The organism is Nocardioides sp. YIM B13467 (assembly GCF_042788075.1).
In the GTDB taxonomy this organism is placed as follows: domain Bacteria; phylum Actinomycetota; class Actinomycetes; order Propionibacteriales; family Nocardioidaceae; genus Nocardioides.
This window is the reverse complement of record NZ_JBHZPJ010000046.1, coordinates 1364034-1386617: the sequence shown is the minus strand read 5'-3', so window position 1 is coordinate 1386617 and position 22584 is coordinate 1364034. Positions and strand designations below refer to the sequence as shown.

The window sequence follows — 22584 nt, the reverse complement described above, 5'->3', positions numbered from 1 at the left end:
ACCTACCTGGGCTCGGCCTCTTCCCCGGCCACTTCCGCGGCGTCTTCCTCCGCGCTCTCTTCGGCGGCGAGCCGGTCGAACGCCTCGAAGGCCGCGGCCCGCTCGCTCTCGATCTTGCGACCGAGGATGTCGGCCATGCCCCACAGGACCGCGAAGATCACGCCGACGACGAACATGATCGAGATCAGGAAGCCCATCCCGATCGCGACGACCTGCAGCGCCCAGCCGAGCCAGTAGGCCCAGGGGCGGCGCAGCAGGCCGGCCACCACGATGCAGGCTACGAAGAACCCGAGGCCCAGCGGGAGCGCCAGCCCGGCGGAGACCCCGCCGATCGAGATCATCACGGGCGCGGCCAGCGCGACCGCGAGTCCCTCCATCGAGACGATCGCGGCACACATCCCGCGCCGCGGCGACTTCTCCCGCTCACTCGTCATCTGCGTCCGCCTCCAGGTAGGCCTCCAGCTCGGGGTCGGCGGTCGGTACGACCCGGGCGGTCGCAGCCGACCGGGCGGCCGGGCCGCGGGAGCCCAGCAGCGTACGCGCCTCTCCGGCGGTCACCACGGAGCCCGTCACCAGCACCGCACCCTCGGAGATCGAGCCGCCGCCGGAGGACTCCGAGAGGCCGATCGCGGCGTCGATGGCGTCGGCGAGACGCGGGACCACCGAGACCCGTTCCTCGCCGTAGAGGTCGACGGCGATCTTGGCGAGCTCGATGGCCGGAAGGGCTCGCTCGGTGGAGTTCTGGGTGACGACGAGATGCTCGAGCACGGGCTCGAAGACGGCGAGCAGACCCTCGACGTCCTTGTCTCCCATCACCCCGATGACACCGACGACACCGGAGAACGAGAACGAGTCCTCGAGGGCGGCGACCGTCGCCTCCGCACCGGCAGGGTTGTGGGCCGCGTCGAGCAGGACCGTCGGAGACGACCGCATGATCTCCAGCCGCGCCGGCGAGTCGACCTTGGCGAACGCGTCGCGCACGAGCTCGTCGGCCAGCACGGTGTCTCCCAGGAACGCCTCGACCGCGGCCAGCGCCGTCGCCGCGTTCTGCGCCTGGTGGGCGCCGTAGAGGGGCAGGAAGAGATCCTCGTACTCCCCCCGCAGTCCGCGCAGCGTGAGGATCTGTCCGCCCACCGCCGGGGTGCGGGAGACGACCCCGAAGTCGGTGCCCTCCCACAGCAGCCGGGCGCCGACCTCCGCCGCGTGCTGGTCCAGCACAGCGGCGACCTCGACGGACTGCTCGGCGATCACGGCGACCGCGTCCGGCTTGATGATCCCGGCCTTCTCGCGCGCGATGGCGACCGGGGTGTCACCGAGGTACTTCGCGTGGTCGACCGCGATCGGCGTCACCACGGCGACGTCGGCGTTCGCGACGTTGGTCGCGTCCCAGCCACCGCCCAGCCCGACCTCGACGACGGCCACGTCGACCGGAGCCTCGGCGAACTTGGCGTAGGCCATCCCGACCATGGACTCGAAGAACGACAGCGGGTGCGGCTGGTCGTCGTCGACCATGCCGAGGTAGTGGGCGACGTCGTTGAACGCGGCCACGAACTCGTCGTCGGTCAGGGGCTCGCCGTCGATCGAGATCCGCTCGTTGATCCGCTCCACGTGTGGCGAGGTGAACCGCCCCACGCGCAGGTCGAGGGACCGCAGCAGCGTGTCGATCATCCGGGAGGTGGAGGTCTTTCCGTTGGTGCCGGTCAGCTGGATGATCCGGAACGCGTTCTGCGGATCACCGAGGATCTCGAGCAGGGCGCGGATCCGGTCCAGGGAAGGCTCGAGCCGGGTCTCGGGCCAGCGCGACTGCAGCGCTTCCCAGACCTCCTCGATCGTGGCCGCCAGACGCGGCGCGGGAGTCTCACTCATCGGGTCGAGTCTATGGTGTAGGCGCTTCCCAGCGAATTGCCAGACCCGCTACCCTCCCACTGATCTCGGACTGAACCCCATCCCCCACAAGGTCCACCATTCATGCGTACGCTCCGGGCTGCTCTCGCGGTCTCGTTCCTGGCCGTTGCCTACGTCCTGGCTGCCTTCGCGCTGGTCGGTCAGCAGATGGCCCCCCGGCGGCGCGCCAGGACCGCGGGCGACCCCGGCGGGCTGGTCCTCACCGAGCAGGAGCAGCCCGGACTGTGGGCCGAGGTCCGCGCGCTGGCCGCCACCGCCGGGACCCGCGCACCCGACGAGATCCGGCTGGTGCCGGAGGTCAACGCGGCGGTCAGCGAGGAGACCAGCCTGCTCGGGCTCAGGACCGGGACCCGGCGCATGTTCCTCGGCGTACCTCTCCTCCAGGGCCTCTCCCGCAACCAGCTCCACGCGGTGCTCGCCCACGAGCTCGGCCACCACAGCACCAGCCACACCCGGCTCGGCGCCCTGATCCACCGGAGCCGCCTGGCGATCGCCGAGGTCGCCGCGGGCGTCTCCAACCCGCTGGTGAAGCGGCCGTTCCGGACGTACGCCCGTCTCTTCTTCTCCCTGACCCGCCCGCTCGCGCACGCCCATGAGATCGACGCCGACCGGCTCAGCGCGACGGTCGCCGGCCCGAGGACCGCGGCCACTACGCTGCGCACCCTCCCCGCGCTCGACGCCGCCTGGCACATCTACCTGGAGCAGTACGTCGAGGCCGGCACCCACTACGGTCTGCGGCCCACACGCTTCTTCGACAACTTCACCAACCTGATGAGCGACCCCGAGCGGCTCGAGGAGCTCGCCAGGATCAGCTCGGCACCACCCGAGGCGAAGACGTCGGCCTACGACTCCCACCCACCGCTGTCGGAGCGGATCGAGCGGCTGGAGGCGATGATCTCCGCGGACGAGGCGGACAAGTCAGGCAACGCCGCCAGCATCCTGCGCTACCCGTCCCAGAACTTCCTCGCCCTCGAGGACAAGACGTTCGCCGGCTCGGGTCTGACGCCGGCGCCGATGGCCGAGATCGTGAGCGTCGCCGGCGCCCGTGCCGCCGCGATCAACGCCGAGACGCTCCTGAACGCGATGCAGGAGAACCAGATCGTGCCGGCCACCGTCCGCGGGGCCCTCGACCTGATCGCCTCGGGCAACCTCGACACGCTCCTGGACCTGGTCGACGTCGAGTCCACGACCCCCGAGGCGGCTGGCAACGAGGCTGACGAGGCGAAGCGGAAGGTCATCGTCCGGCTCCTCGGCGCCGCCATCGCCCACGAGCTGGTCGGCGAGGACAAGGCACGCTACGAGCTCAGCTGGGCCGGTCCGTGGCGGCTGGTCGACATCGCCGGCCAGGAGGTCGACCCCGAGGCCCTCGCCTACGAGGCCCTCGGCTCCCCCGGCTACGCCGCCGCGCTGCGCGCCTGGGTGCACCAGCTCGACGCGCAGGTCGACGCCGAGACGCCGGCGCCCACTGACGCCGAGACGCCGGCCCCGACGCCGCCCGACGGCTACATCGGCGCCTTGGCCCCGATCTCCGGCGACGGCTTCCGTACGCTCCTGGTGACCGACACCGGCCTGATGCTGCTCAAGCCCTCCGGCTCCGACCGCCTCGCCACCGGCTTGGCGTCGGTGACCTCCGGCTCACCCGGCAGGAAACTGATCCAGCGCGCCCTGGACAGGTCACCCGCCGAGCTCGCCACCGCCTCCAACGCCGCCTACGTCCCCTGGGACCAGATCCGCGCCCTCCACCTCAAGCAGAGCAGCAGCGGCCGCCGCTCCGCCGACATCACCATCGCCGCCGGCGGAGGCTGGTCCCTGCGCTGGACCAACGCCGCCGAGTCGGAGGGCCACATCTGGCCGGCCGTCGACCACTACCTCGGCCGCCGCTTCACCGTCGACTGAACCGCCGACTCGGCTCATCCTGACCGCAATCCCGGCCGAGTCGGCTCGTTCTAACGAGCCGACTCGGCGGTGAATCTCGTCAGTTTGAGCCGGCTCGGCAGGTCAGGGGACGATCGTGTGGTTGGCCATGTCGACGACGGGGCGGTAGCCGATCTTGGCGTAGACGTGGTTGGAGACGGGGTTGTCGGCGTCGGTGAACAGGCACAGCCGGGTGCCGTCGGCGCCGAGGAGGCGTGAGGCCTCGGCGGTCACCGCGGTGCCGTAGCCGTGGCCCCGCTGCTCCTTCGGCGTGTAGACCGGCGCGATCCGGACCACGCCGTGCGCCGGCGGCGTCGCGCCGACCAGGGACACGACCTCACCATCGACCTCCCACAGCAGCAGGAACTCCTCGATCCGGCGCCGCACCTCGTCCTCGCCGACAGCAGCGTGCTCGTGGGCGTAGGCCTTGTTCGAGGACTGCTCCCGGGCCGCGTGCCCGAAGTCGGCCAGCCACTCCCGGCACAGCTCGAGGTCGTCGTACGTCGCCGGGCGGGCGTGCCCGCGCACACCGGACGGCATCACCAGCGTGCCGAGCTCGTGCAGGCGCGACGCCATCGCGACGCTCACCCGCCCGCCCGCGAGCCGGGCGGTCTCCTCGGCCACCGTTCGGGCTGCCGGGAGGGCGCCGTTGGCTCCTCCGGCGTACTCGCCCCGCGCGTGCAGGGCACGCGCCAGCTCGAGCGCCGACGGCTCGGGCATCGGGCAGACGTAGAGCGGGTAGGGCTCGAAGTTGGCCGTCCGCATCGCCGCCCCCACGACCCGGTCGCCCTCGCGAGCGACGGCGAACCAGCGGTACGGCCCCTCCTGCTCCATCCGCGTGGCCTTCTCCGCGTTGGTGGCGACCACGTTGGCGGTCACCGGCTCCGCGGCGAGATAGTCCTTCGCGAGAGTGAGGAACTCGGCTGGGTCGGTGAAGAAGTCGATGGTGCCCATGACCGAAGCATGGCGAGTGGGCAACCCCGGTCTCAACCGGTTTCGCGCCAGCCACCGCGCGCCCATAGGATTTGGTCCCATGACTGAGACCACGCCCACGCAGACCGCACCGGAGACGACTACGCCCGCTGAGCAGCGCGTAGTCGCCGTACCGGACAAGCCGGTCCTCGAGGGCCTGGAGGCCAAGTGGGCCGAGCAGTGGAAGAACGAGAAGACCTACGCCTTCGACCGCACCCAGCCGCGCGAGAACGTCTACTCGATCGACACCCCGCCGCCCACCGTCTCCGGCAGCCTGCACGTCGGCCACGTCTTCTCCTACACCCACCCCGACCTGATCGCCCGCTTCCAGCGGATGAACGGCAAGTCGGTCTTCTACCCGATCGGCTGGGACGACAACGGTCTGCCGACCGAGCGGCGGGTCCAGAACTACTTCGGCGTCCGCTGCGACCCGAGCCTTCCCTACGACCCCGACTTCACCCCGCCCGAGAAGCCGGACCCGAAGCGCCAGATCTCGATCAGCCGGCCCAACTTCGTCGAGCTGTGCAACCAGCTGGTCGTCGAGGACGAGAAGGTCTTCGAGGACCTGTGGCGCACCCTGGGTCTCTCCTTCGACTGGGACCAGCAGTACACGACCATCGGCAAGGTCTCCCAGACCGCCTCGCAGAAGGCGTTCCTGCGCAACCTGGCCCGCGGCGAGGCCTACCTGCAGGAGGCGCCGACCCTGTGGGACGTCACCTTCCAGACCGCCGTCGCCCAGGCCGAGCTGGAGGCGAAGGACTACCCCGGCTTCTTCCACCGCGTCGCCTTCCACCGCGCTGACGGCACCCCGGTCCACATCGAGACCACCCGCCCCGAGCTGATCCCGAGCGTCGTCGCGCTCATCGCACACCCCGACGACGACCGCTACAAGGACCTGTTCGGCAGCACCGTCACCAGCCCGATCTTCGGCGTCGAGATCCCCGTCCTGCCTCACGAGGCCGCCGAGATGGACAAGGGCGCCGGCATCGCGATGTCCTGCACCTGGGGTGACCTCACCGACGTCCAGTGGTGGCGTGAGCTCAATCTTCCCGCCCGCGCCCTGATCGGCCGCGACGGCCGCTTCTCCCGCGAGACCCCGGAGTGGATCACCACCGAGGCTGGGGTCGCGGCGTACGAGGAGCTGAAGGGCAAGACCGTCCACTCGGCCCGCGAGGCCGTCGTCGCGATGATCCGCGAGTCCGGTGACCTCGACGGCGAGCCGAAGAAGACCCAGCGGATGGCCAACTTCTACGAGCGGGGCGACAAGCCGCTCGAGATCGTCGCCAGCCGGCAGTGGTACATCACCAACGGTGGTCGCAACCCCGAGCTGCGTGAGCAGCTGCTGTCCCGCGGCGGCGACCTGACCTGGCTGCCCGAGCACATGCGCCACCGCTACGACAACTGGGTCGGCGGTCTCAACGGTGACTGGCTGATCTCCCGACAGCGCTTCTTCGGCATCCCGTTCCCGGTCTGGTACGCGCTCGACGCCGAGGGCAACCCCGACTACGACAAGCCGCTGCTGCCGAGCGAGGACCAGCTCCCGATCGACCCGTCCACGGACGTCCCGGCCGGCTACGAGGAGGCGCAGCGCGGCAAGCCGGGCGGCTTCCAGGGCGACCCGGACGTCATGGACACCTGGGCGACCTCGTCGCTGACCCCGCAGATCGCTGGCGGCTGGGAGGCCGACCCCGACCTGTTCAGCCGGGTCTACCCGATGGACCTGTGCACCCAGAGCCACGAGATCATCCGCACCTGGCTCTTCGGCCGCATCGTCCGCGCCCACCTCGAGGACGGCACCGTCCCGTGGAGCCACGCGATGATCGCCGGCTGGATCCTCGACCCCGACCGCAAGAAGATGTCGAAGTCGAAGGGCAACGTCGTCGTCCCGACCGAGATCCTCGACAAGTTCGGCGCCGACGCGGTTCGCTGGCGTGCCGCGCTGACCCGCCCGGGCATGGACTCGCCGTTCGACGAGACCCAGATGAAGGTCGGTCGCCGCCTGGCGATGAAGATCCTCAACGCCTCCAAGTTCGTCCTCGGCAACGTCGGCGCGACCACGCTGAACCCGGTCGCGATCACCCAGCCGGTCGACTGCGCGCTGATGGCCCGCCTCAAGGAGACGATCACCAAGTCGACCGACGCCTTCGCGGCCTACGACTACTCCACGGCGCTGGAGACCTCGGAGAAGTTCTTCTGGGAGTTCTGCGACGACTACCTCGAGCTGGTCAAGGAACGCGCCTACGACGAGGACGGCGGTCTCGCCACCGAGTCCGCTCGCGCGACGCTGGCCACGGCTCTCCACGTCCAGTTGCGCCTGCTGGCGCCGTTCCTGCCGTACGTCACCGAGGAGGTCTGGTCGTGGTGGCAGACCGGTTCCATCCACACCTCCTCGTGGCCGCGTGAGCTCGAGCTCGGCACCGCTGCCGCCGCCGACCCGGCTGCGCTCGACGCCGTCGCGGCGACCCTGACCGGGATCCGCGGCGCGAAGTCGACCGCGAAGGTGAAGATGCGCCACCCGCTGGCCAAGGCCGAGGTCACCGGCCCGGCCAAGCTGGTCAAGGACGCCGAAGCCGCGGCACCGGACCTCAAGAGGGTCGGCAACATCGTCGGCGACCTCTTCTTCACCGTCGACGACAACGCCACCGAGGTCTCCGTCACCGCNTGGTCCGCTCGGCCAGCCGGCGCTCGGCCGGGCCCGCCGCCCTGCGGGCGGTGCATCACGCGCTCGCGCAGGTGACCGACCCCGCGCAGGACCCTGACCGGCGGGCCTGGCATCGGGCGCATGCGGCGATCGGGCCGGACGAGGCCGTCGCCGCCGAGCTGGAGGAGTCTGCCGACCGGGCGTTGGCGCGCGGCGGACGGGCCGCCGCGGCAGCATTCCTCGAGCGGGCGGTCGAGCTCACCACCGACCCGGCGACACGTGCCGGGCGTGCCCTGGCCGCGGCCGAGGCACGCTTCGCTGCCGGCGCGATCGCCGAGGCCGCGCAGCTGCTCGACGCCGCCGAGATCGGACCCCTCGACCCGGCCCAGCTCGCCCAGGTGCAGCGTCTGCGCGCCCGGCTGGCGTTCGCGCTCAACACCGGACCGTCCGTGGTACCGCCACTGCTCGAGGCCGCCGGTCGGCTCGAGCAGCTCGATGCCGGGCTCTCCCGCACGACGTACCTGGCTGCGATCGCCGCCGCGATCAACGCGGGGAGGCTGGGCGGCGACGATCTGCGCCGGGCCGCCCTGGCGGGCCGTGGCGCTCCTCGTGGCGAAGATGCGGTCGGCCGCCTGCTGACCGGGCTGAGCACCTGGGTGCTCGACGGGCACGCCGCCTCCGTGTCGTTGCTCGTCGGCGCCGTCGAGGACATCGGGATCGAGACCGATCTCGAGCTGGCGTGGCTGTGCAGCGCGGTCACCCACGAGGTCTGGGACTCCGGGGCCTACTTCGGACGCTCCGAGGACCTGCTGAGCAATGCCCGCGCCAGCGGACGACTGTCCTTGCTGGCGGCCGCGTTGACCTTCCGCGCCACTGCCCTGATCCATGCCGCCCGCTTCGAGGAGGCCGCCACGATCCTCGACGAGGCCGACGCTCTCGGCGCCATGGTCGGCGTGTCGCCCCATCCCGCGAGCGCCGTGATCCTGGCCGCCTACCGCGGACGCGACGAGGAGGCGACGGCCGCCATCGATGCCGCCGTCAGCGACGCGCGAGCGTCTGGGGTCGGCTGGAACCTGGGGGTGGCGGCGTACGGCCGGGCCGTGCTGTCGAATGGCCTCGGTCGCTACCGCGACGCGCTCGCGGCCGCGCAGGAGGCCATCGAGTTCGAGGACCTGGCGGTGATGCAGTGGGCTCTGATAGAGGTCGTCGAGGCGGCGGCCCGCAGCGGGGCGGACGACGTCGCGGCGGCGGGGCGCGACCGGCTCGTCGCACGTACCTCGGTCGTCGACTCGCCGTGGGCGCGCGGCACGGCGGCCTACGCCGACGCGCTGACCGACACCTCCGGCGAGGGCGAGAAGCACTACCGCACGGCGATCGACGAGCTCACCTCGGCGGGCATGACGCTGTACGCGGCTCGGGCTCAGCTTCTCCTGGGCGAGTGGCTGCGCCGGGAGAACCGTCGCACCGAGGGTCGTCAGCAGCTCCAGGCGGCGCATGAGCTGTTCGCGAGCATCGGCGCCGAGGCGTTCGCCGAGCGCGCGGCCCGGGAGCTCGCGGCGACAGGCGGCGTCGCCCGGACACGTACGCGCGGAGCCGAGGTCGACCTCACCGCCCAGGAGGCCCAGATCGCGCGGCTCGCTGCCGCAGGGCGGACGAACCCGGAGATCGGCGCAGTGCTGTTCCTCAGCCCGCGGACGGTCGAATGGCACCTGCGCAAGATCTTCACCAAGCTCGACATCTCCTCGAGGCGGGAGCTGGCCGCGGCCCTGCGCAACCAGTGAGCCGGCACCGGCCAGGGTGTGCACCAGGGCATCACCCTGGCGCCGGCCGGGCACCAGTGCCGGAAGTCTCCTCGTATGCCCGACCGAGCGGGCCAATGAGGAGAAGAGAGACGATGAAGAGACTGCTGCTGGTAGCAGCCGCCGCACTGCCGCTGGCCGCTGCTCTGACGGCGGTGCATCCCGGCGCCACTGCTGCCGAGACGCCCCCGGCCGTGTCCGACAGAGCAACGCCCCAGAGTGCCGACAGGTGTGTGGCACCCGTACTCGCGCCGCCCAAGGATGCCCGCATCGTGTCGGTCAGTGCCGCACCGAAGCAGGGCGGCACCTTGACCTATCCGCCCCAGCCCGGAGCGTCCGAGCCGCCCCCGCCGGTCACCGGCGTCCCGCCCTACTGCCAGGTGGACGTGACCCTCACCCACGGCTCGGCCGGCGACCGGGAGCTGATCCAGGTCTGGCTCCCCGCGACCGGTTGGAACGGCCGCTTCCAGGCGCTCGGAGGCAGCGGCTACCTCGGCGGCGACTTCGGGCCGAGCCTTCCGACCGCGGTCAAGGCCGGGTACGCGGTCGGCACGACCGACGCCGGTGCGACCCCGACCACCGGCTTCACCGCCGACTGGGCCCTCACCGACGACGGCCGCGTCAACACGACGGTGCTGAAGAACTTCGCCGAGCGCGGACCCCACGAGCTGGCCGTCCTCGGCAAGGCGATCACGAAGGACTTCTACGGTCGTGGCGCGCACCACGCGTACTGGAACGGCTGCTCGACCGGCGGACGCCAGGGCTACATGGAGGCACAGCGACACCCGGGCGACTTCGACGGGATCCTCGCCGCCGCCCCGGCGATCTCCTGGGACCGCTTCGCCGTCGGTGACCTGTGGCCGTACGTCGTGATGAACGAGGAGGACAACCACCTCTCGCCCTGTGAGCTCAACGCCTTCACCGCCGCTGCCAGAGCGGCGTGCGACGGCGACGACGGAGCGATCGACGGCATCGTCGGCAACGCGATCGCCTGCGACTTCGACGCTGCTTCCCTGGTCGGCGAGACGGTCCTGTGCGAGGGCGAGGAGCTGACGATCTCGGCTCGGGACGCGGCCGTGGTCGAGAAGATCTGGGACGGCCCGCGCGCTGCCGACGGGAAGCGGCTCTGGTTCGGGCTGACCCCCAGCGCCGACCTCGGCTACCTGGCCGGCCCCGCACCGTTCCCGGTGGCGTCATCGTGGGTGCAGAACCTGCTTGTGAAGGACCCCGGCTTCGACGTCTCCACCATCACCTACGCCGACTACGAGCGGCTGTTCGCGCAGTCGGTCGAGGAGTACCACCGGGTCATCGGTAGCGACGACACCGATCTGTCGGGCCTGCGTCGCGCCGGCGCCAAGCTGTTGACCTGGCACGGCGGTGACGACCAGCTCGTCCCGCTCGCGGGCACGCTGAGCTACCGCGACAAGGTCGCCCGGCGCTTCGGTGACATCGACGACTTCTACCGTGTCTTCGTCGCCCCCGGTGCCTCGCACTGCCAGGCCGGAGCCGGCCCCGCGCCGACGGATCCGCTTGGCGCCTTGGTGAGGTGGGTCGAGAACGGCCACGCCCCGACCACCTGGCCGCGACCTCGGTGGCCCCCGACGGGACGACCACCGAGCGCGACATCTGCCTCNTCTGGTACGTACAGCCCTCCACGGGTTGTGTGCTGAGGGTCCTCAGCCGTTGACGCGGGTGGTGAGGCCGGTCGGGCCGCCGGGGCGGCCGTGGCACTGCTTGAACTTCTTGCCCGAGCCGCAGGGGCACAGCTCGTTGCGGCCGACCTTGGCGTACAGGTCGTCGGCGTTGCTGACGGTGTTGCCCTGCGCCTCGGCCTGACCCTGCTCGTCCGGGCCGGAGAAGGCCAGGTGCTTGGGGGCGGAAGGCTTCTGCAGACCCGGCGCGACGATGTGGGGCGACCCGCTCGGCGCCTGCTCCGTGGACTGCGACTTCAGGGCAGCGGAGATGTCCTGAAGACCGCCGGCCTGACCGACACCGACCGGCGGCTCGGCGAGCGCACCCTCGTGCATCGGACCGGCGTGACGGGTGCCGTCGGGGTGGTAGTGGAACTCCGGCTCCGCCTGCTCGACCTGGACCTCCAGGTTGAACAGGTAGCCGACCGCGGCCTCCTTGATGCCGTCCATCATCGCGGTGAACATGTCGTAGCCCTCGCGCTGGTACTCCACCAGCGGGTCGCGCTGCGAGTAGGCCCGCAGACCGATGCCCTCACGCAGGTAGTCCATCTCGTAGAGGTGCTCGCGCCACTTGCGGTCCAGGACCGAGAGGACGACCTGGCGCTCGACCTCGCGCATGCCCTCGGAGCCGATCTCCTCCTCGCGGCGGTCGTACGCCTCCTGGGCGTCCTTCTTGAGGATCTCGATCAGCTCGTTGCGGTCGAGGTCGTCCTTGCTGCCGCCGGCGTCCGCGATCAGCTTCTCGGGCTCGACCGATACCGGCCACATCTGCTTGAGGTCGGTCCACAGCTGGTCGAGGTCCCACTCCTCGGCGTAGTCCTGGGTCGCGCCGGTGACGACGCCGGTGACGACGTCGTCGATGAAGGTGCGGATCTGGTCCTCGAGGTCGGCGCCCTCGAGCACCTCGCGGCGCTCGGCGTAGATCACCTTGCGCTGACGGTCCATGACGTCGTCGTACTTGAGGACGTTCTTTCGGGACTCGAAGTTCTGGCCCTCGACCTGGGTCTGCGCGTTGGCGATCGACTTGGTCACCGACTTGGCCTCGATCGGCACGTCGTCGGGGATCTTCAGGGTGGTCAGGATGCGGTCGACCCATTCGCCCTTGAACAGGCGCATCAGGTCGTCCTCCAGCGACAGGTAGAAGCGGGACTCGCCCGGGTCACCCTGACGGCCGGAACGACCACGCAGCTGGTTGTCGATGCGGCGGGACTCGTGGCGCTCGGTGCCGAGGACGTAGAGACCACCCAGCTTGGTGACCTCCTCGTGCTCTGCGGCGACCTGCTCCTTGATCCGCTCGACGGTCGGCGCCCAGGCCTGCTCGTACGCGTCGGCGGTCTCGCCCGCGGGCTCGAGGCCCTGCTTGCGAAGCTCCTGGTCGGCGAGGAAGTCGACGGAGCCACCGAGCATGATGTCGGTGCCTCGACCGGCCATGTTGGTGGCGACGGTGACCGCGCCCTTGTGGCCGGCCAGCGCGACGATCTTGGCCTCGTCGGCGTGGTACTTCGCGTTGAGGACGGTGTGCGGGACTCCGCGCTTCTTGAGGATGTTGCCGAGGTATTCGGACTTCTCCACCGAGACGGTGCCGACCAGCACCGGCTGGCCCTTCTTGTGGCGCTCGACGATGTCGTCGGCGACGGCGTCGTACTTCGCCTCCTCGGTGCGGTAGACGAGGTCGGGCTGGTCCTTGCGGATCATCGGCTTGTTCGTCGGGATCGGGACCACGCCGAGCTTGTAGATCTTGTCGAACTCCGACTCCTCGGTCATGGCCGTACCGGTCATGCCGGAGAGCTTCTCGTAGAGACGGAAGTAGTTCTGCAGGGTGATGCTCGCCAGGGTCTGGTACTCCTCGCGGACCTTCACACCCTCCTTGGCCTCGATCGCCTGGTGCAGGCCGTCGTTGTAGCGGCGACCGGCCAGCATGCGGCCGGTGTGCTCGTCGACGATCAGGACCTCGTCGTTGGCGACGACGTACTCCTTGTCGCGGCGGAAGAGCTCCTTGGCCTTGATCGAGTTGTTCATGAACGAGATCAGCGGGGTGTTGACCGCCTCGTAGAGGTTCTCGATGCCGAGGTGGTCCTCGACCCGGGTGATGCCCCGCTCGAGAACGGCGATGGTGCGCTTCTTCTCGTCGACCTCGTAGTCGACGTCCTTGGTCAGCGTCTTGGCGATCGTGGCGAACTCGTCGTACCACTTCACGTCGTCCTCGGTCGGACCCGAGATGATCAGCGGGGTGCGGGCCTCGTCGATGAGGATCGAGTCGACCTCGTCGACGATCGCGAAGAAGTGGCTGCGCTGAACCAGGTCGGCCATGGAGGAGGCCATGTTGTCGCGCAGGTAGTCGAAGCCGAGCTCGTTGTTGGTGCCGTAGGTGATGTCGCAGTTGTAGGCCTCGCGGCGCTGCGCCGGGGTCATCTGCGGCAGGATCACGCCGACGGTGAGGCCGAGGAAGCCGTAGATGCGGCCCATCATCTCGGCCTGGAACTTGGCCAGGTAGTCGTTGACCGTGACGACGTGGACGCCCTTGCCGGCCAGCGCGTTGAGGTAGGCCGGGAGCACCGCGGTCTGGGTCTTGCCCTCACCGGTCTTCATCTCGGCGATGTTGCCGAGGTGGAGCGCCGCGCCGCCCTGGATCTGCACGTCGTAGTGACGCTGGCCCAGGACGCGCTTGGTGACCTCGCGGACCGTGGCGAACGCCTCGGCCATGATGTCGTCGAGATCCTCGCCGTTCTCCAGGCGTTGCTTGAACTCGTCGGTCATCCCGCGCAGCTCGTCATCGCTCATCGCGACGAACTCGTCCTCGATCGCGTTGACGGCCTTCGAGATGGCCTCGAGCTCGCGAAGGATCTTGCCTTCGCCGAGGCGAAGGATCTTGTCGAGAATTGCCACGGTGGCGGGCTCCTACTAGCGGCAGACAGATAGCACGCTCACTCTACCCACCTCCCGGTCGCCCACTCACACCAACGGCGCAAGCAGGGTGCCAGGTCGCCCTTGGGATCGACCTCGATGGCGCTCAGGCCGAGCCATCCGGCGAGCCGCTCGAGCTCGGCCGCGAGCTCGATGGCCGTCTCCACGGGCGCACCTGGTTCCGAGTATGCGCCCTTGACCTGGAGCGTTCCGTTCTTGCGGTCGGCCTTCAGGTCGACGCGGCCCACGATGTGCTCGCCGAGGAGGAACGGCAGCACGTAATAGCCATGGATCCGCTTGGGCGCCGGCGTGTAGATCTCGATCCGGTAGAAGAAGTCGAAGAGCGCCTCGGTGCGCTCCCGCTCCCAGACCAGCGGGTCGAACGGGCTCAGCAGCGCACGGGCCGCTACGCGCCGCGGGAGGCGGGACCCCGAGAAGAGGTACGCCTGCTTGCGGATGCCCTCGACCACGACCGGCTCCACCTCGCCGGCGTCGATGAGCTGGTTGAGTGCGCGTGTCGTGTCGTCGACGCGCATCCGGAAGTAGTCGGCGATGTCCTTGGCGGTGCCGACCCCGTGAGACCGGGTGGCGCGGCGGACGAGCTCGAGGTGGGCCTCTTCCGGTGACGGCGTCGGCGTGTCGAGGTGGATCCGCGGGATGACCCGCTCGGGCAGGTCGTAGGCGACCTCGAACTGGTCGTTGCGGTGCGAGATCGCCAGCTCGCCGAACATGTAGAGGATGTCGAGGGTCTTGCGCGAGTCGGACCAGTTCCAGCCCCAATGGTCCTTGGTCTGCGGGCCGGCGTCGTCGAGCGCCTTGGCCGCCTCGCGCGCGGTGAGCGCCCCCTGCTCGGCCACCAGCGCCAGCACCTTCTCCTTCATCCCGTCCGGCACGCTCCCCCACCACTTCGAGCCCTTCTGGGCGCGGTAGTGGTCCATCCGCCACTGCATGTGCGGCCAGAGCTCGACCGGCATGAACGCCTGCACGTGGGCCCAGTACTCGACCATCCTGCGGTCCTTGAGGCCCTTGCTGGCGCGGTGCAGGAGCCCGGTGTCGTACGCCCCCATCCGGCTGTATAGCGGCATGTAGTGCGCGCGCTGCAGGACGTTGACCGAGTCGATCTGGAGGACTCCGGTGCGCTCCAGCGTGCGCTGGAACGTACGCATCGTCGGCGTCGTGTGGGGCTTGTCGGCGAACCCCTGCGCCGCCAGCGCGATCCGGCGGGCCTGGGAGCGGCTGAGTGTCTGAGAGCGGCTGTGTGTCTGCGAGCTGGGCACGAGTCCGACTCTAGAGCCGGTTCCGGACAAGTCTCGTCCGGAACCGACTCGTCAGAGCGGCCCAAAGACCCTGCCAGGGTCGATTTCGAGCTCCAAGGTCTCCAGCACGCTCAGCAGCTTGCGCTCCTCGAAGCGGAAGTGGGACTCCATGATCGCGGCGATGCCCTCGAGGTGCTTCCCGAGGTCTTCGGGGGTTGCGGCCCGATCGACGGCGGCCTGGAGACCGCCGAGGAGATGGCCGATCATGGAGTGGTCCTGCTCGAGATAGCGGATCGTCTCGCGCAGCTCCGGGTGTGACCGGGCGATCGCCGGGAACAGCTCCCGGTCCTCGCCCTCGTGATGGCCGGTCAGGGCCGCGCAGAACCCATGGCAGAACAGCAGCAGGTCGCGAGCCGCGGGCTCGGCGGGATCTCCCGCGGCGATGGCCTCCTGCGTCACCCGCAGGGCCTTGCGCAGACGCTCGTGCACGTCGCGCATCTCGTTGCTCCAGGCGATCAGCCTGGTCTTCTCGCCCTCAGTCACGTGAGGGCGAAGGGGACGACAACATCAGTCGTGCTCCTTCGAATCCGGCGCCTCCATGCCTGACACGGTCTGCCACCGGCACGCGACGCTGGCGTCAGCCTAGTCGACGTTGAGGAGCTTCTGGCGCACGGCGTACATGACCGCCTCCATGCGCGAGTGGGCCTGGAGCTTCTCCAGGATGTTGCGTACGTGGTTCTTGACCGTGTTCTCCGAGATGAACAGCCGCTTGGCGATCTCGCGGTTGTTGAGGCCCTTGGCGACCAGGCCGAGGACCTCGAGCTCGCGGTCGGTGAGCTTGGGACCGGGGACCGGGGAGCGGTCCGGCCGGGACATCTGCTTGAACTCCTCCATCAGCTTGACCGCCATGGAAGGGCTGATCAGGGACTGGCCGTCGGCGACGACCCGGATCGCCTGGGCGACCTGGTCGATCGAGGAGTCCTTCAGGAGGTAGCCCATCGCGCCGGCCTTGACCGCGTCGTAGAGGTCGGCCTCCTCGTCGGAGACGGTCAGCATGATGATGTTGGCCGAGGGAACGGCCTCCTTGATGGCGACGCAGGCCTCCAGTCCGGTCTGCTTCGGCATGCGTACGTCGAGCAGCACGACGTCCGGAGCGGAAGCCGCGGCGCGCTCGGTGCCTTCGATGCCGTTGGTCGCCTCTCCGATGACCTCGATGCCGGGCTCGCTCGCGAGCAGCGCGACCAGGCCCCTTCGGAAGAGCTCCTGGTCGTCGACAACCAGGACGCGGACCGGCTCACGATCGGCACCAGATGTAGATGACACGAAAGCATCATGGCACGTAACTGATGAATGCAAAGAGAATGGCCGGGACTGATCCATCTGAGGGATGGAAAAGTCCCGGCCGACGTGCTTACGAGCAGTCGCTCGCCACAGCCGTCACACGAGGTCTGCGCGGTTGAGCGCGATCACCCCGTAGTCGTACCCCCGCCGGCGGTAGACGACCGCCGGCCGCATCGAGTCCTTGTCGATGTAGAGGTAGAAGTCGTGTCCGACCAGCTCCATCTCGTAGAGGGCCTGGTCGAGCGTCATCGGCTCCGCGGTGTGCGTCTTCTCCCGGACCACCAAGGGCCCCTCCCCCGTCACCGTGATCGGACCGACCTGGTGCTCGCGTACGGTCTCCTCCTCGAGCTGCTCGGACTCGGACGTCGTGGCCAGGCCGTCGGGCTCGATGCCCGCGAGTGCCTGTCCGACGGATACCGGCGTACGACGGCCGCGGTGGACTCTGCGGCGGTCGGCGGCCCGGCGCATCTGGGAAGCCATCTTGTCGACAGCCAGGTCCAGCGCCCCCATCTTGTCCTCGGCACACGCCTCGGCCCGGATGACCGGACCCTTCGAGTATGCGGTGAGCTCGACGTGTACGGCGCCCTTGTGCTGGCGCGGGTTGGGCTCGTTGTCGACCTCCACGTTGATCCTGATGATGCGGTGGTCGTGCTTCTCGAGCTTCGCGAGCTTCTCTGCTACGTGAGCGCGATAGCGGTCTGAGACCTCGGCGTTGCGAGCCGTGACGACAACTTCCATCGGTACCTCCCGGTGTTTCGGGGTTGGCGGGATCCCGGACGGTCAGCGCATGTGACCTCCGGGGTACGGAGTCCGCCCGGCCGACCTGGTTTTCGACCCCACAATCGCCTGCTGAGGCTTAGCAGCTTGATGCCACTCCACCTTCTCCTTGCTGGTTCCCGTATCTGACGGGAGGGCAAGGGCAGGACTTATCTCTAAGCCGCACCGTGATCCCCTGTCTCCAGGGTTACGTGGACCGTTTCGCCTGCGACTGGCATCGGCTTGCCGCTCGGATGCCCGCAATGCGGACCTCTCTGCGACGCAACCACGGACCCAGGCGGACTCCATGTAGTGACGGTAGTTCGCCGATCTGCCCCACGAAAGCCCTTCAACAGAATTACATGACGGTTTCCTACATTTGAACGCGAGACCGACGCTGGGTGGCCGCGACGGTCGCAATCGCTTTCACGCCGAGACCGACCGATTCCAGCGCTCGTTGAGCCTCCCGCGCGGTCGCGCCGGTGGTGATCACGTCGTCGCAGACGATGAGCGTCGCTCGCGGGATCTTCCGGGCAAGTGTCCGGATGCCGGACGCGGGACAGGTGATCGAACCGTCGAGGTTGGCCTGTCGCTGCCTGGAGTCGAGACCGGCCTGGTCCGCGACGCCCGGTCTGGTGCGGAGCAGCTGGTGGTGGCGTACGCCGAGCCCGTGCCGCCTCAGCATCGCGGCTGCCCCGCGCGTGATCGCCGCGGTGCTGTCGAGGCCGCGCTCACGGACGGAGGCCGGGCGTGACGGGACCGGGACGAGGACGGTCGGGCCGGCACCGGTCGTCGCCATCGCCTCGAGGACGGAGAGCGCGAGCAGGCTGGCCAGAGGCCTGCGGAGCCCGAGGAGCTGGTGCTCCTTGAGACCGATGACGAGCTGCTTCAGCGTGCCCTCGTAGGGCCCTGCCGCGAAGACCGGGGCGATGCCCGTCGGCGCCGGGCTCGGCGGGCTCGGCCGGGCCGTGTCCGGGAGGTCGGCCCGGCAGTCGTGGCAGAGCAGCCTGCCGGGCCGCCGGCAGGCGACGCAGCGGCCGCCGACGACAAGGTCGTGCCAGGCGTCGGCAAGGTCGAAGCGATCGAGCGCAGCGAAGCTCATGGCCCGAGTCGACCAGGGCGCGCGCGACGGGGCAACCAGGGGCTGCGTACCTGTGGATGAAGCTGTGGAGAGTCAGCCCTGGTAGGTGATGTCGGAGAGGTCGGAGGGCAGCTCCAGGTCGAACCGGTCGAGGGGGTCCAGGAGGGTCCAGCTGGAGACGGCGTAGAGGCGGGCCGAGGCCACCGGGGAACCGACGACGCCGGTGACCCGGTCGCTGAGGGTGTAGCGCTCGCCGCTGGGGGCACCGTCGAGCGAGACCGACTGGAAGAGCGCGGTCGAGCTGATCTGCTGGACCGCGACGATGGTGGTCGGCGAGGTCCAGGCGATGTCGGTGACCCGCATCGTCGCGGAGTCGGGGTGCGGCAGCAGGACGGCCGACGTCGCGGTGGTGATCTCGCCCTTCGAGCTGGACTGCAGGCGGCTGACCACGATCCGGTCCGAGGACTCGCCGTCGATCACCGCCACGAACCGGGTGCCGTCACGGGAGACCAGGAACCGGGTCACGTTCTCCCCCGTCACGCCGGGCACCGCGACGCGGACGCGGCGGCCGCCGTCGACGTACATCACCCGGGCGCCGGTGGAGTCCTTGTCGACAAGCCACAGCCGGCCGGCGAGGTCCCAGGAGGGCCTCAGCAGCCGGGTGCCCTTCACCGGGGCCCTGGTGAGCTCGCCATCGCTGGTCAGCTGGCCGACGACGACGCCGGTGCGGTCGGCGGTGATCGCGGCGGCGGTCGAGCCGTCGGCGTCGACGGCGACATCGGTGACACCGTGGGACTTCGCCCAGGCGCCGAGCACCGGCACCCACGGGTCGCCGTTCTCGCCGGTGCTGGTCACCAGCGCTCCGCCACGGAGCGCGTAGAGGTCGACTCTGGCGGTGTTGCCGTTGGGGTCGTAGCCGCCGCCGCTGTCGACGCTGAACGTCTCACCGTAGCCCGGCAGCATCACCGGTTCGCCGTCGATCGTGAGCCGGATGCGTTCCACGCTGACGTCCTGTCGCAGGGTCCAGGCCAGCTGGGCGCCCATGAGCTGAAGGTCCTCGGAACTGTGGTCATCCAGGTCACCGGCGAGGTCGACCTCGGCCACCCCGTCGCGTACGTCCACCGAGCGGGGCTCGTCCGCCTCTGGCGGGAGCGCGCTGCGGATCACGCCCTGCGCCTCCTCCCCCGGCCCGCTCAGCAGGCTGGAGACCAGGGTGGTGGCGTAGGAGGTGCCCTTGGGGGCGAAGATCGGCTCCGGCACCAGGGTGTGACCGGTCGGTTCGACGTAGTAGAGGTTGCTGCGGGCGAAGTGGGTCAGGAACCAGTCCTCCTCGACCACCAGAGCGTTGGGCGCCGAGCTGATCCGCCACTCGCCCTCGGCGCGGGTCAGCTCGAAGTCGAGGATCGCCTGTGAGGCTGCCAGCTTGCCGCGCCACACGCCCCGCTCGTCGAGCCAGCCGGCGTCCTCCAGCTCCACCGACACCCGCGGCGAGGAGCTGACGTGGCTGCCGAGCTCGCCGTAGACCAGGGTGCGGCCGGCCGGCGCCCAGTTCATCGCCGCGTCCTTGGTGAGGTAGCGGCGGGCGTAGGCCGTGCTCATCGGGGTGGCCTTCATGGCATCGAGGAACCCGTCGACGATCTCGCCCGGGGACGCTCCCGCGCGCGGGGCGCCGGGGTTGTAGGGGATGACCTCCTCCTGCGCGTCCGGCGCGGCCAGGTCGACGCTCTGGACGGGGCCGGAGTCGGGCACGCCCGAGCACGCCGAGACGAAGAGCGCGAGCGCGGCCAGGAAGACTGCGAAGACGGGTCTCACGATGCCTCCAGGGTGTCGCGGGCGTCCGCCGGGACGAGCGGGAGCGGGCTGTGCCGCAGCGCCGCGCCGGCGTAGCGCGGAAGCGTGAGCCGGAACTGCGCACCCTGGTCCGGACGGCCCCAGGCCTGCAGCCAGCCTCCGTGGAGATGGGCGTCCTCGAGGGAGATCGACAGGCCCAGGCCGGTGCCGCCGCTGGAACGGTCCCGGGCGGGGTCGGCACGCCAGAACCGGTTGAAGACGAGAGCGGTCTCCCCCGGGGCCAGCCCGACACCGTGGTCGCGCACGGTCAGGGCCGCCGCGTGCTCGTCGCTGTCGATCCGGATGGTGACGGTCTGCCCCACCAGAGCATGGTCGGTGGCGTTGGCCACCAGGTTGCGTACGATCCGCTCGACCCGGCGATGGTCGACCTGGGCGATGCACGGATGGCTCGGAGCGACGACCTTCAGCTCGATGTCACGTTTGTCGGCGAGCGGCGTGTAGGCCTCGACGACGGCGTGGGCCAAAGCGGTCAGGTCGGTGTCGTAGAGGTCGAGCACGGCCGCGCCGGCGTCGAAGCGACTGATCTCGAGCAGATCGCTCAGGAGCGTCTCGAACCGGTCCAGCTCGGTCTGCAGCAGCTCTGCCGCCCGGGCCGTCGGGGCGTCGAAGGTGTCCCTGGCCTCGTAGAGGACGTCGCTGGCCATGCGGACGGTGGTGAGCGGCGTACGCAGCTCGTGGGAGACGTCGGAGCTGAACCGTCGCTGGACGCGGGAGAGGTGCTCGAGCTGCCGGATCTGGTTCTGCAGCCCGCTGGCCATCTGGTTGAACGAGATCGCCAGGCCGGTGAGGTCGTCCTCGCCGTGGACGACCATCCGCTCCTCGAGGCGGCCGGCGGCGAGCCGCTCGGCGGTCCTGCGGGCGATCCGGATGGGCGTGACGACGTGGCGGGTCACGATCCAGCTGCCGACACCGATCAGCAGGATCAGGATCGCGCCGGCGGCCAGCAGCCCGCGGGTGATGACGCCGAGCGTCTCCTGCTCCTGGTCCATCGGGAAGAGGAAGTAGATGTTGTACGTGTCGTCGTGCAGCTCCAGCTGCGACCCGATCACGATGCCGGGGGTCGAGGACCGCTCGCCGTCGTCGTAGGAGATCCGGGTGTAGGTCCAGGCCGGCTCGGCGCGGATCGTCTGGAAGCGGTCCTCGAGGGTGCGCGGGACGCTGCGTACGTCCACACCGGGTGTCCACTCGACACCGTCGTCGCTGATCCGGCCGGAGGTCGAGGTCACCGGACCGGCCATGACGACGCCGTAGCCGCGCGAGACGCTGCGCTGGATGATCGGGTCGCCCAGGTCGTTGCGCTGCAGCGGGGTGCCGCCGTTGGCGCCCGAGGTCTCCGCGATGCTCGAGCGGGCCGCGGAGAGCTCCTCGGAGGCCTCCGCCTTCGCCGCGGCGACCCGGTCCTGGACCAGCTCGTCGCCGATCTGCTCGAGCAGGATCAGCCCGACCAGGCTGACGGCGGCCGCGGTGAGGAGCACGGTGTAGACCACGACGCGGGTCTGGATCGACCGGCGCCAGGTGGTCAGGAGCCTCTTGGGCGTCCGGGCTGTCGTGCGGACGACCTGCTGGAGTGTCACACGGGCCCTGCCTTGTAGCCGACGCCGCGGACGGTGACGACGATCTCGGGGTTCTCCGGGTCGTGCTCGACCTTGGAGCGCAGCCGCTGGACGTGCACGTTGACCAGCCGGGTGTCGGCGGCGTGACGGTAGCCCCACACCTGCTCCAGCAGCACCTCGCGGGAGAAGACCTGGTGAGGCTTGCGGGCCAGGCACTCCAGCAGGTCGAACTCCAGCGGCGTGAGCTGGATCTGCTCTTCGCCACGGGTCACCTGGTGGCCGGCCACGTCGATGGTGAGGTCGCCGATCTCCAGCACCTCGGGCACGGCGTCGCCGTGCCTGCGGACCCGCGCCCGGATCCTGGCGATCAGCTCCTTGGGCTTGAACGGCTTGACCACGTAGTCGTCGGCCCCCGACTCGAGCCCGACCACCACGTCCACCGTGTCGCCCTTCGCGGTGAGCATGACGATCGGCACACCCGACTCCTTGCGGATCTGCTTGCACACCTCGATGCCGTCCATCCCGGGAAGCATCAGGTCGAGCAGCACCACGTCGGGCTTGTAGTCGTGGAACGCCGGCAGCGCCATGTCACCACGAGCGACGAGCTGTGAGTCGAACCCCTCTTGTCTCAGCACGATCGCAAGCATCTCGCTCAGCGAGGCATCATCATCGACGACGAGGACCTTTCCCTTGGCGGGCTGGTCGGGAGCACTGCGATCGGCCATGTGTCCGATTCTGTCACCCAGTGCNTTGAGGGTCTTCTCGACGGGCCCCGGAGTAAAGGACGGCCTTCGGCCGCCGGCTTCGCCGGCCGCTTCGCGGTCCTTGACACCGGGGCCCGTCGAGAAAGATTTGGCTGGCTATCGGGGCGGCGGCCCGGGTGTGGCGCAGCGGATTCTTGCTGGGAAGGGTGAGGTTGA

The 22584-nt window shown here is 69.7% G+C and carries 16 protein-coding genes; 4 read left to right on the top strand and 12 right to left on the bottom strand.

Annotation, left to right across the window (positions count from 1 at the left end; all coding sequences use genetic code 11):
• Positions 1–2 precede the first annotated feature (2 nt).
• Both ACFX43_RS13780 and ACFX43_RS13775 read right to left on the bottom strand, forming a co-directional pair.
• The gene (locus tag ACFX43_RS13780) at positions 3–434 is read right to left on the bottom strand and encodes a DUF4233 domain-containing protein (RefSeq protein WP_378822776.1); all 432 of its coding nucleotides are present in this window, start codon (positions 432–434) and stop codon (positions 3–5) included.
• Positions 424–1866 carry a bifunctional folylpolyglutamate synthase/dihydrofolate synthase gene (locus ACFX43_RS13775; RefSeq protein ID WP_378822771.1) on the bottom strand — a complete coding sequence of 481 codons (1443 nt, stop codon included), beginning with the start codon at positions 1864–1866 and terminating at the stop codon, positions 424–426. Before ACFX43_RS13775 ends, ACFX43_RS13780 begins: the two co-directional genes overlap by 11 nt.
• A gap of 102 nt (positions 1867–1968) precedes the next feature.
• Here ACFX43_RS13775 and ACFX43_RS13770 point away from each other — a divergent pair, with 102 nt between their 5' ends.
• The gene (locus ACFX43_RS13770) at positions 1969–3801 is read left to right on the top strand and encodes a M48 family metallopeptidase (RefSeq protein ID WP_378822767.1); all 1833 of its coding nucleotides are present in this window, start codon (positions 1969–1971) and stop codon (positions 3799–3801) included.
• A 102-nt stretch (positions 3802–3903) separates the two neighbouring features.
• On the opposite strand, the gene ACFX43_RS13765 is transcribed toward ACFX43_RS13770, so the two are convergent.
• Entirely contained in the window at positions 3904–4773 is an 870-nt protein-coding gene (locus ACFX43_RS13765; RefSeq protein WP_378822764.1) for a GNAT family N-acetyltransferase, read from the bottom strand.
• A gap of 79 nt (positions 4774–4852) precedes the next feature.
• Here ACFX43_RS13765 and valS point away from each other — a divergent pair, with 79 nt between their 5' ends.
• The 3 genes from valS to ACFX43_RS13750 all read left to right on the top strand — a co-directional run bounded on the left by valS (position 4853) and on the right by ACFX43_RS13750 (position 10901).
• Positions 4853–7528, top strand: coding sequence for a valine--tRNA ligase (gene valS, locus ACFX43_RS13760; protein ID WP_378822758.1), 2676 nt, complete (start codon positions 4853–4855; stop codon positions 7526–7528).
• Entirely contained in the window at positions 7504–9213 is a 1710-nt protein-coding gene (locus ACFX43_RS13755) for a LuxR C-terminal-related transcriptional regulator (RefSeq protein WP_378822751.1), read from the top strand. Before valS ends, ACFX43_RS13755 begins: the two co-directional genes overlap by 25 nt.
• Positions 9214–9326: 113 nt before the next feature.
• Positions 9327–10901, top strand: a complete 1575-nt coding sequence (locus ACFX43_RS13750; RefSeq protein WP_378822741.1) for a tannase/feruloyl esterase family alpha/beta hydrolase — start codon at positions 9327–9329, stop codon at positions 10899–10901.
• A gap of 6 nt (positions 10902–10907) precedes the next feature.
• On the opposite strand, the gene secA is transcribed toward ACFX43_RS13750, so the two are convergent.
• The 9 genes from secA to mtrA all read right to left on the bottom strand — a co-directional run bounded on the left by secA (position 10908) and on the right by mtrA (position 22389).
• The gene (gene secA, locus ACFX43_RS13745; protein WP_378822735.1) at positions 10908–13808 is read right to left on the bottom strand and encodes a preprotein translocase subunit SecA; all 2901 of its coding nucleotides are present in this window, start codon (positions 13806–13808) and stop codon (positions 10908–10910) included.
• A 38-nt stretch (positions 13809–13846) separates the two neighbouring features.
• Positions 13847–15103: a winged helix-turn-helix domain-containing protein gene (locus ACFX43_RS13740; protein ID WP_378822725.1), complete on the bottom strand. Its 1257-nt coding sequence runs from the start codon at positions 15101–15103 to the stop codon at positions 13847–13849.
• 51 nt (positions 15104–15154) lie between these two features.
• A complete protein-coding gene (locus tag ACFX43_RS13735; protein WP_378822719.1) occupies positions 15155–15625 on the bottom strand; it encodes a hemerythrin domain-containing protein in 471 nt (156 codons plus the stop codon).
• Positions 15626–15724: 99 nt separating this feature from the next.
• Positions 15725–16405 carry a response regulator transcription factor gene (locus ACFX43_RS13730; RefSeq protein ID WP_045547972.1) on the bottom strand — a complete coding sequence of 227 codons (681 nt, stop codon included), beginning with the start codon at positions 16403–16405 and terminating at the stop codon, positions 15725–15727.
• A 114-nt stretch (positions 16406–16519) separates the two neighbouring features.
• Positions 16520–17161: a ribosome hibernation-promoting factor, HPF/YfiA family gene (gene hpf / locus ACFX43_RS13725; RefSeq protein ID WP_378822698.1), complete on the bottom strand. Its 642-nt coding sequence runs from the start codon at positions 17159–17161 to the stop codon at positions 16520–16522.
• A 391-nt stretch (positions 17162–17552) separates the two neighbouring features.
• A complete protein-coding gene (locus ACFX43_RS13720; protein ID WP_378822688.1) occupies positions 17553–18281 on the bottom strand; it encodes a ComF family protein in 729 nt (242 codons plus the stop codon).
• A 72-nt stretch (positions 18282–18353) separates the two neighbouring features.
• Positions 18354–20072 carry an LpqB family beta-propeller domain-containing protein gene (locus tag ACFX43_RS13715; RefSeq protein ID WP_378822681.1) on the bottom strand — a complete coding sequence of 573 codons (1719 nt, stop codon included), beginning with the start codon at positions 20070–20072 and terminating at the stop codon, positions 18354–18356.
• Positions 20069–21685 carry an MtrAB system histidine kinase MtrB gene (mtrB, locus tag ACFX43_RS13710; protein WP_378822669.1) on the bottom strand — a complete coding sequence of 539 codons (1617 nt, stop codon included), beginning with the start codon at positions 21683–21685 and terminating at the stop codon, positions 20069–20071. The genes ACFX43_RS13715 and mtrB overlap by 4 nt, the downstream gene beginning before the upstream one ends.
• Complete coding sequence (mtrA, locus tag ACFX43_RS13705) at positions 21682–22389, bottom strand: MtrAB system response regulator MtrA (RefSeq protein WP_160027305.1); 708 nt, start codon at positions 22387–22389, stop codon at positions 21682–21684. The genes mtrB and mtrA overlap by 4 nt, the downstream gene beginning before the upstream one ends.
• Positions 22390–22584: the final 195 nt, after the last annotated feature.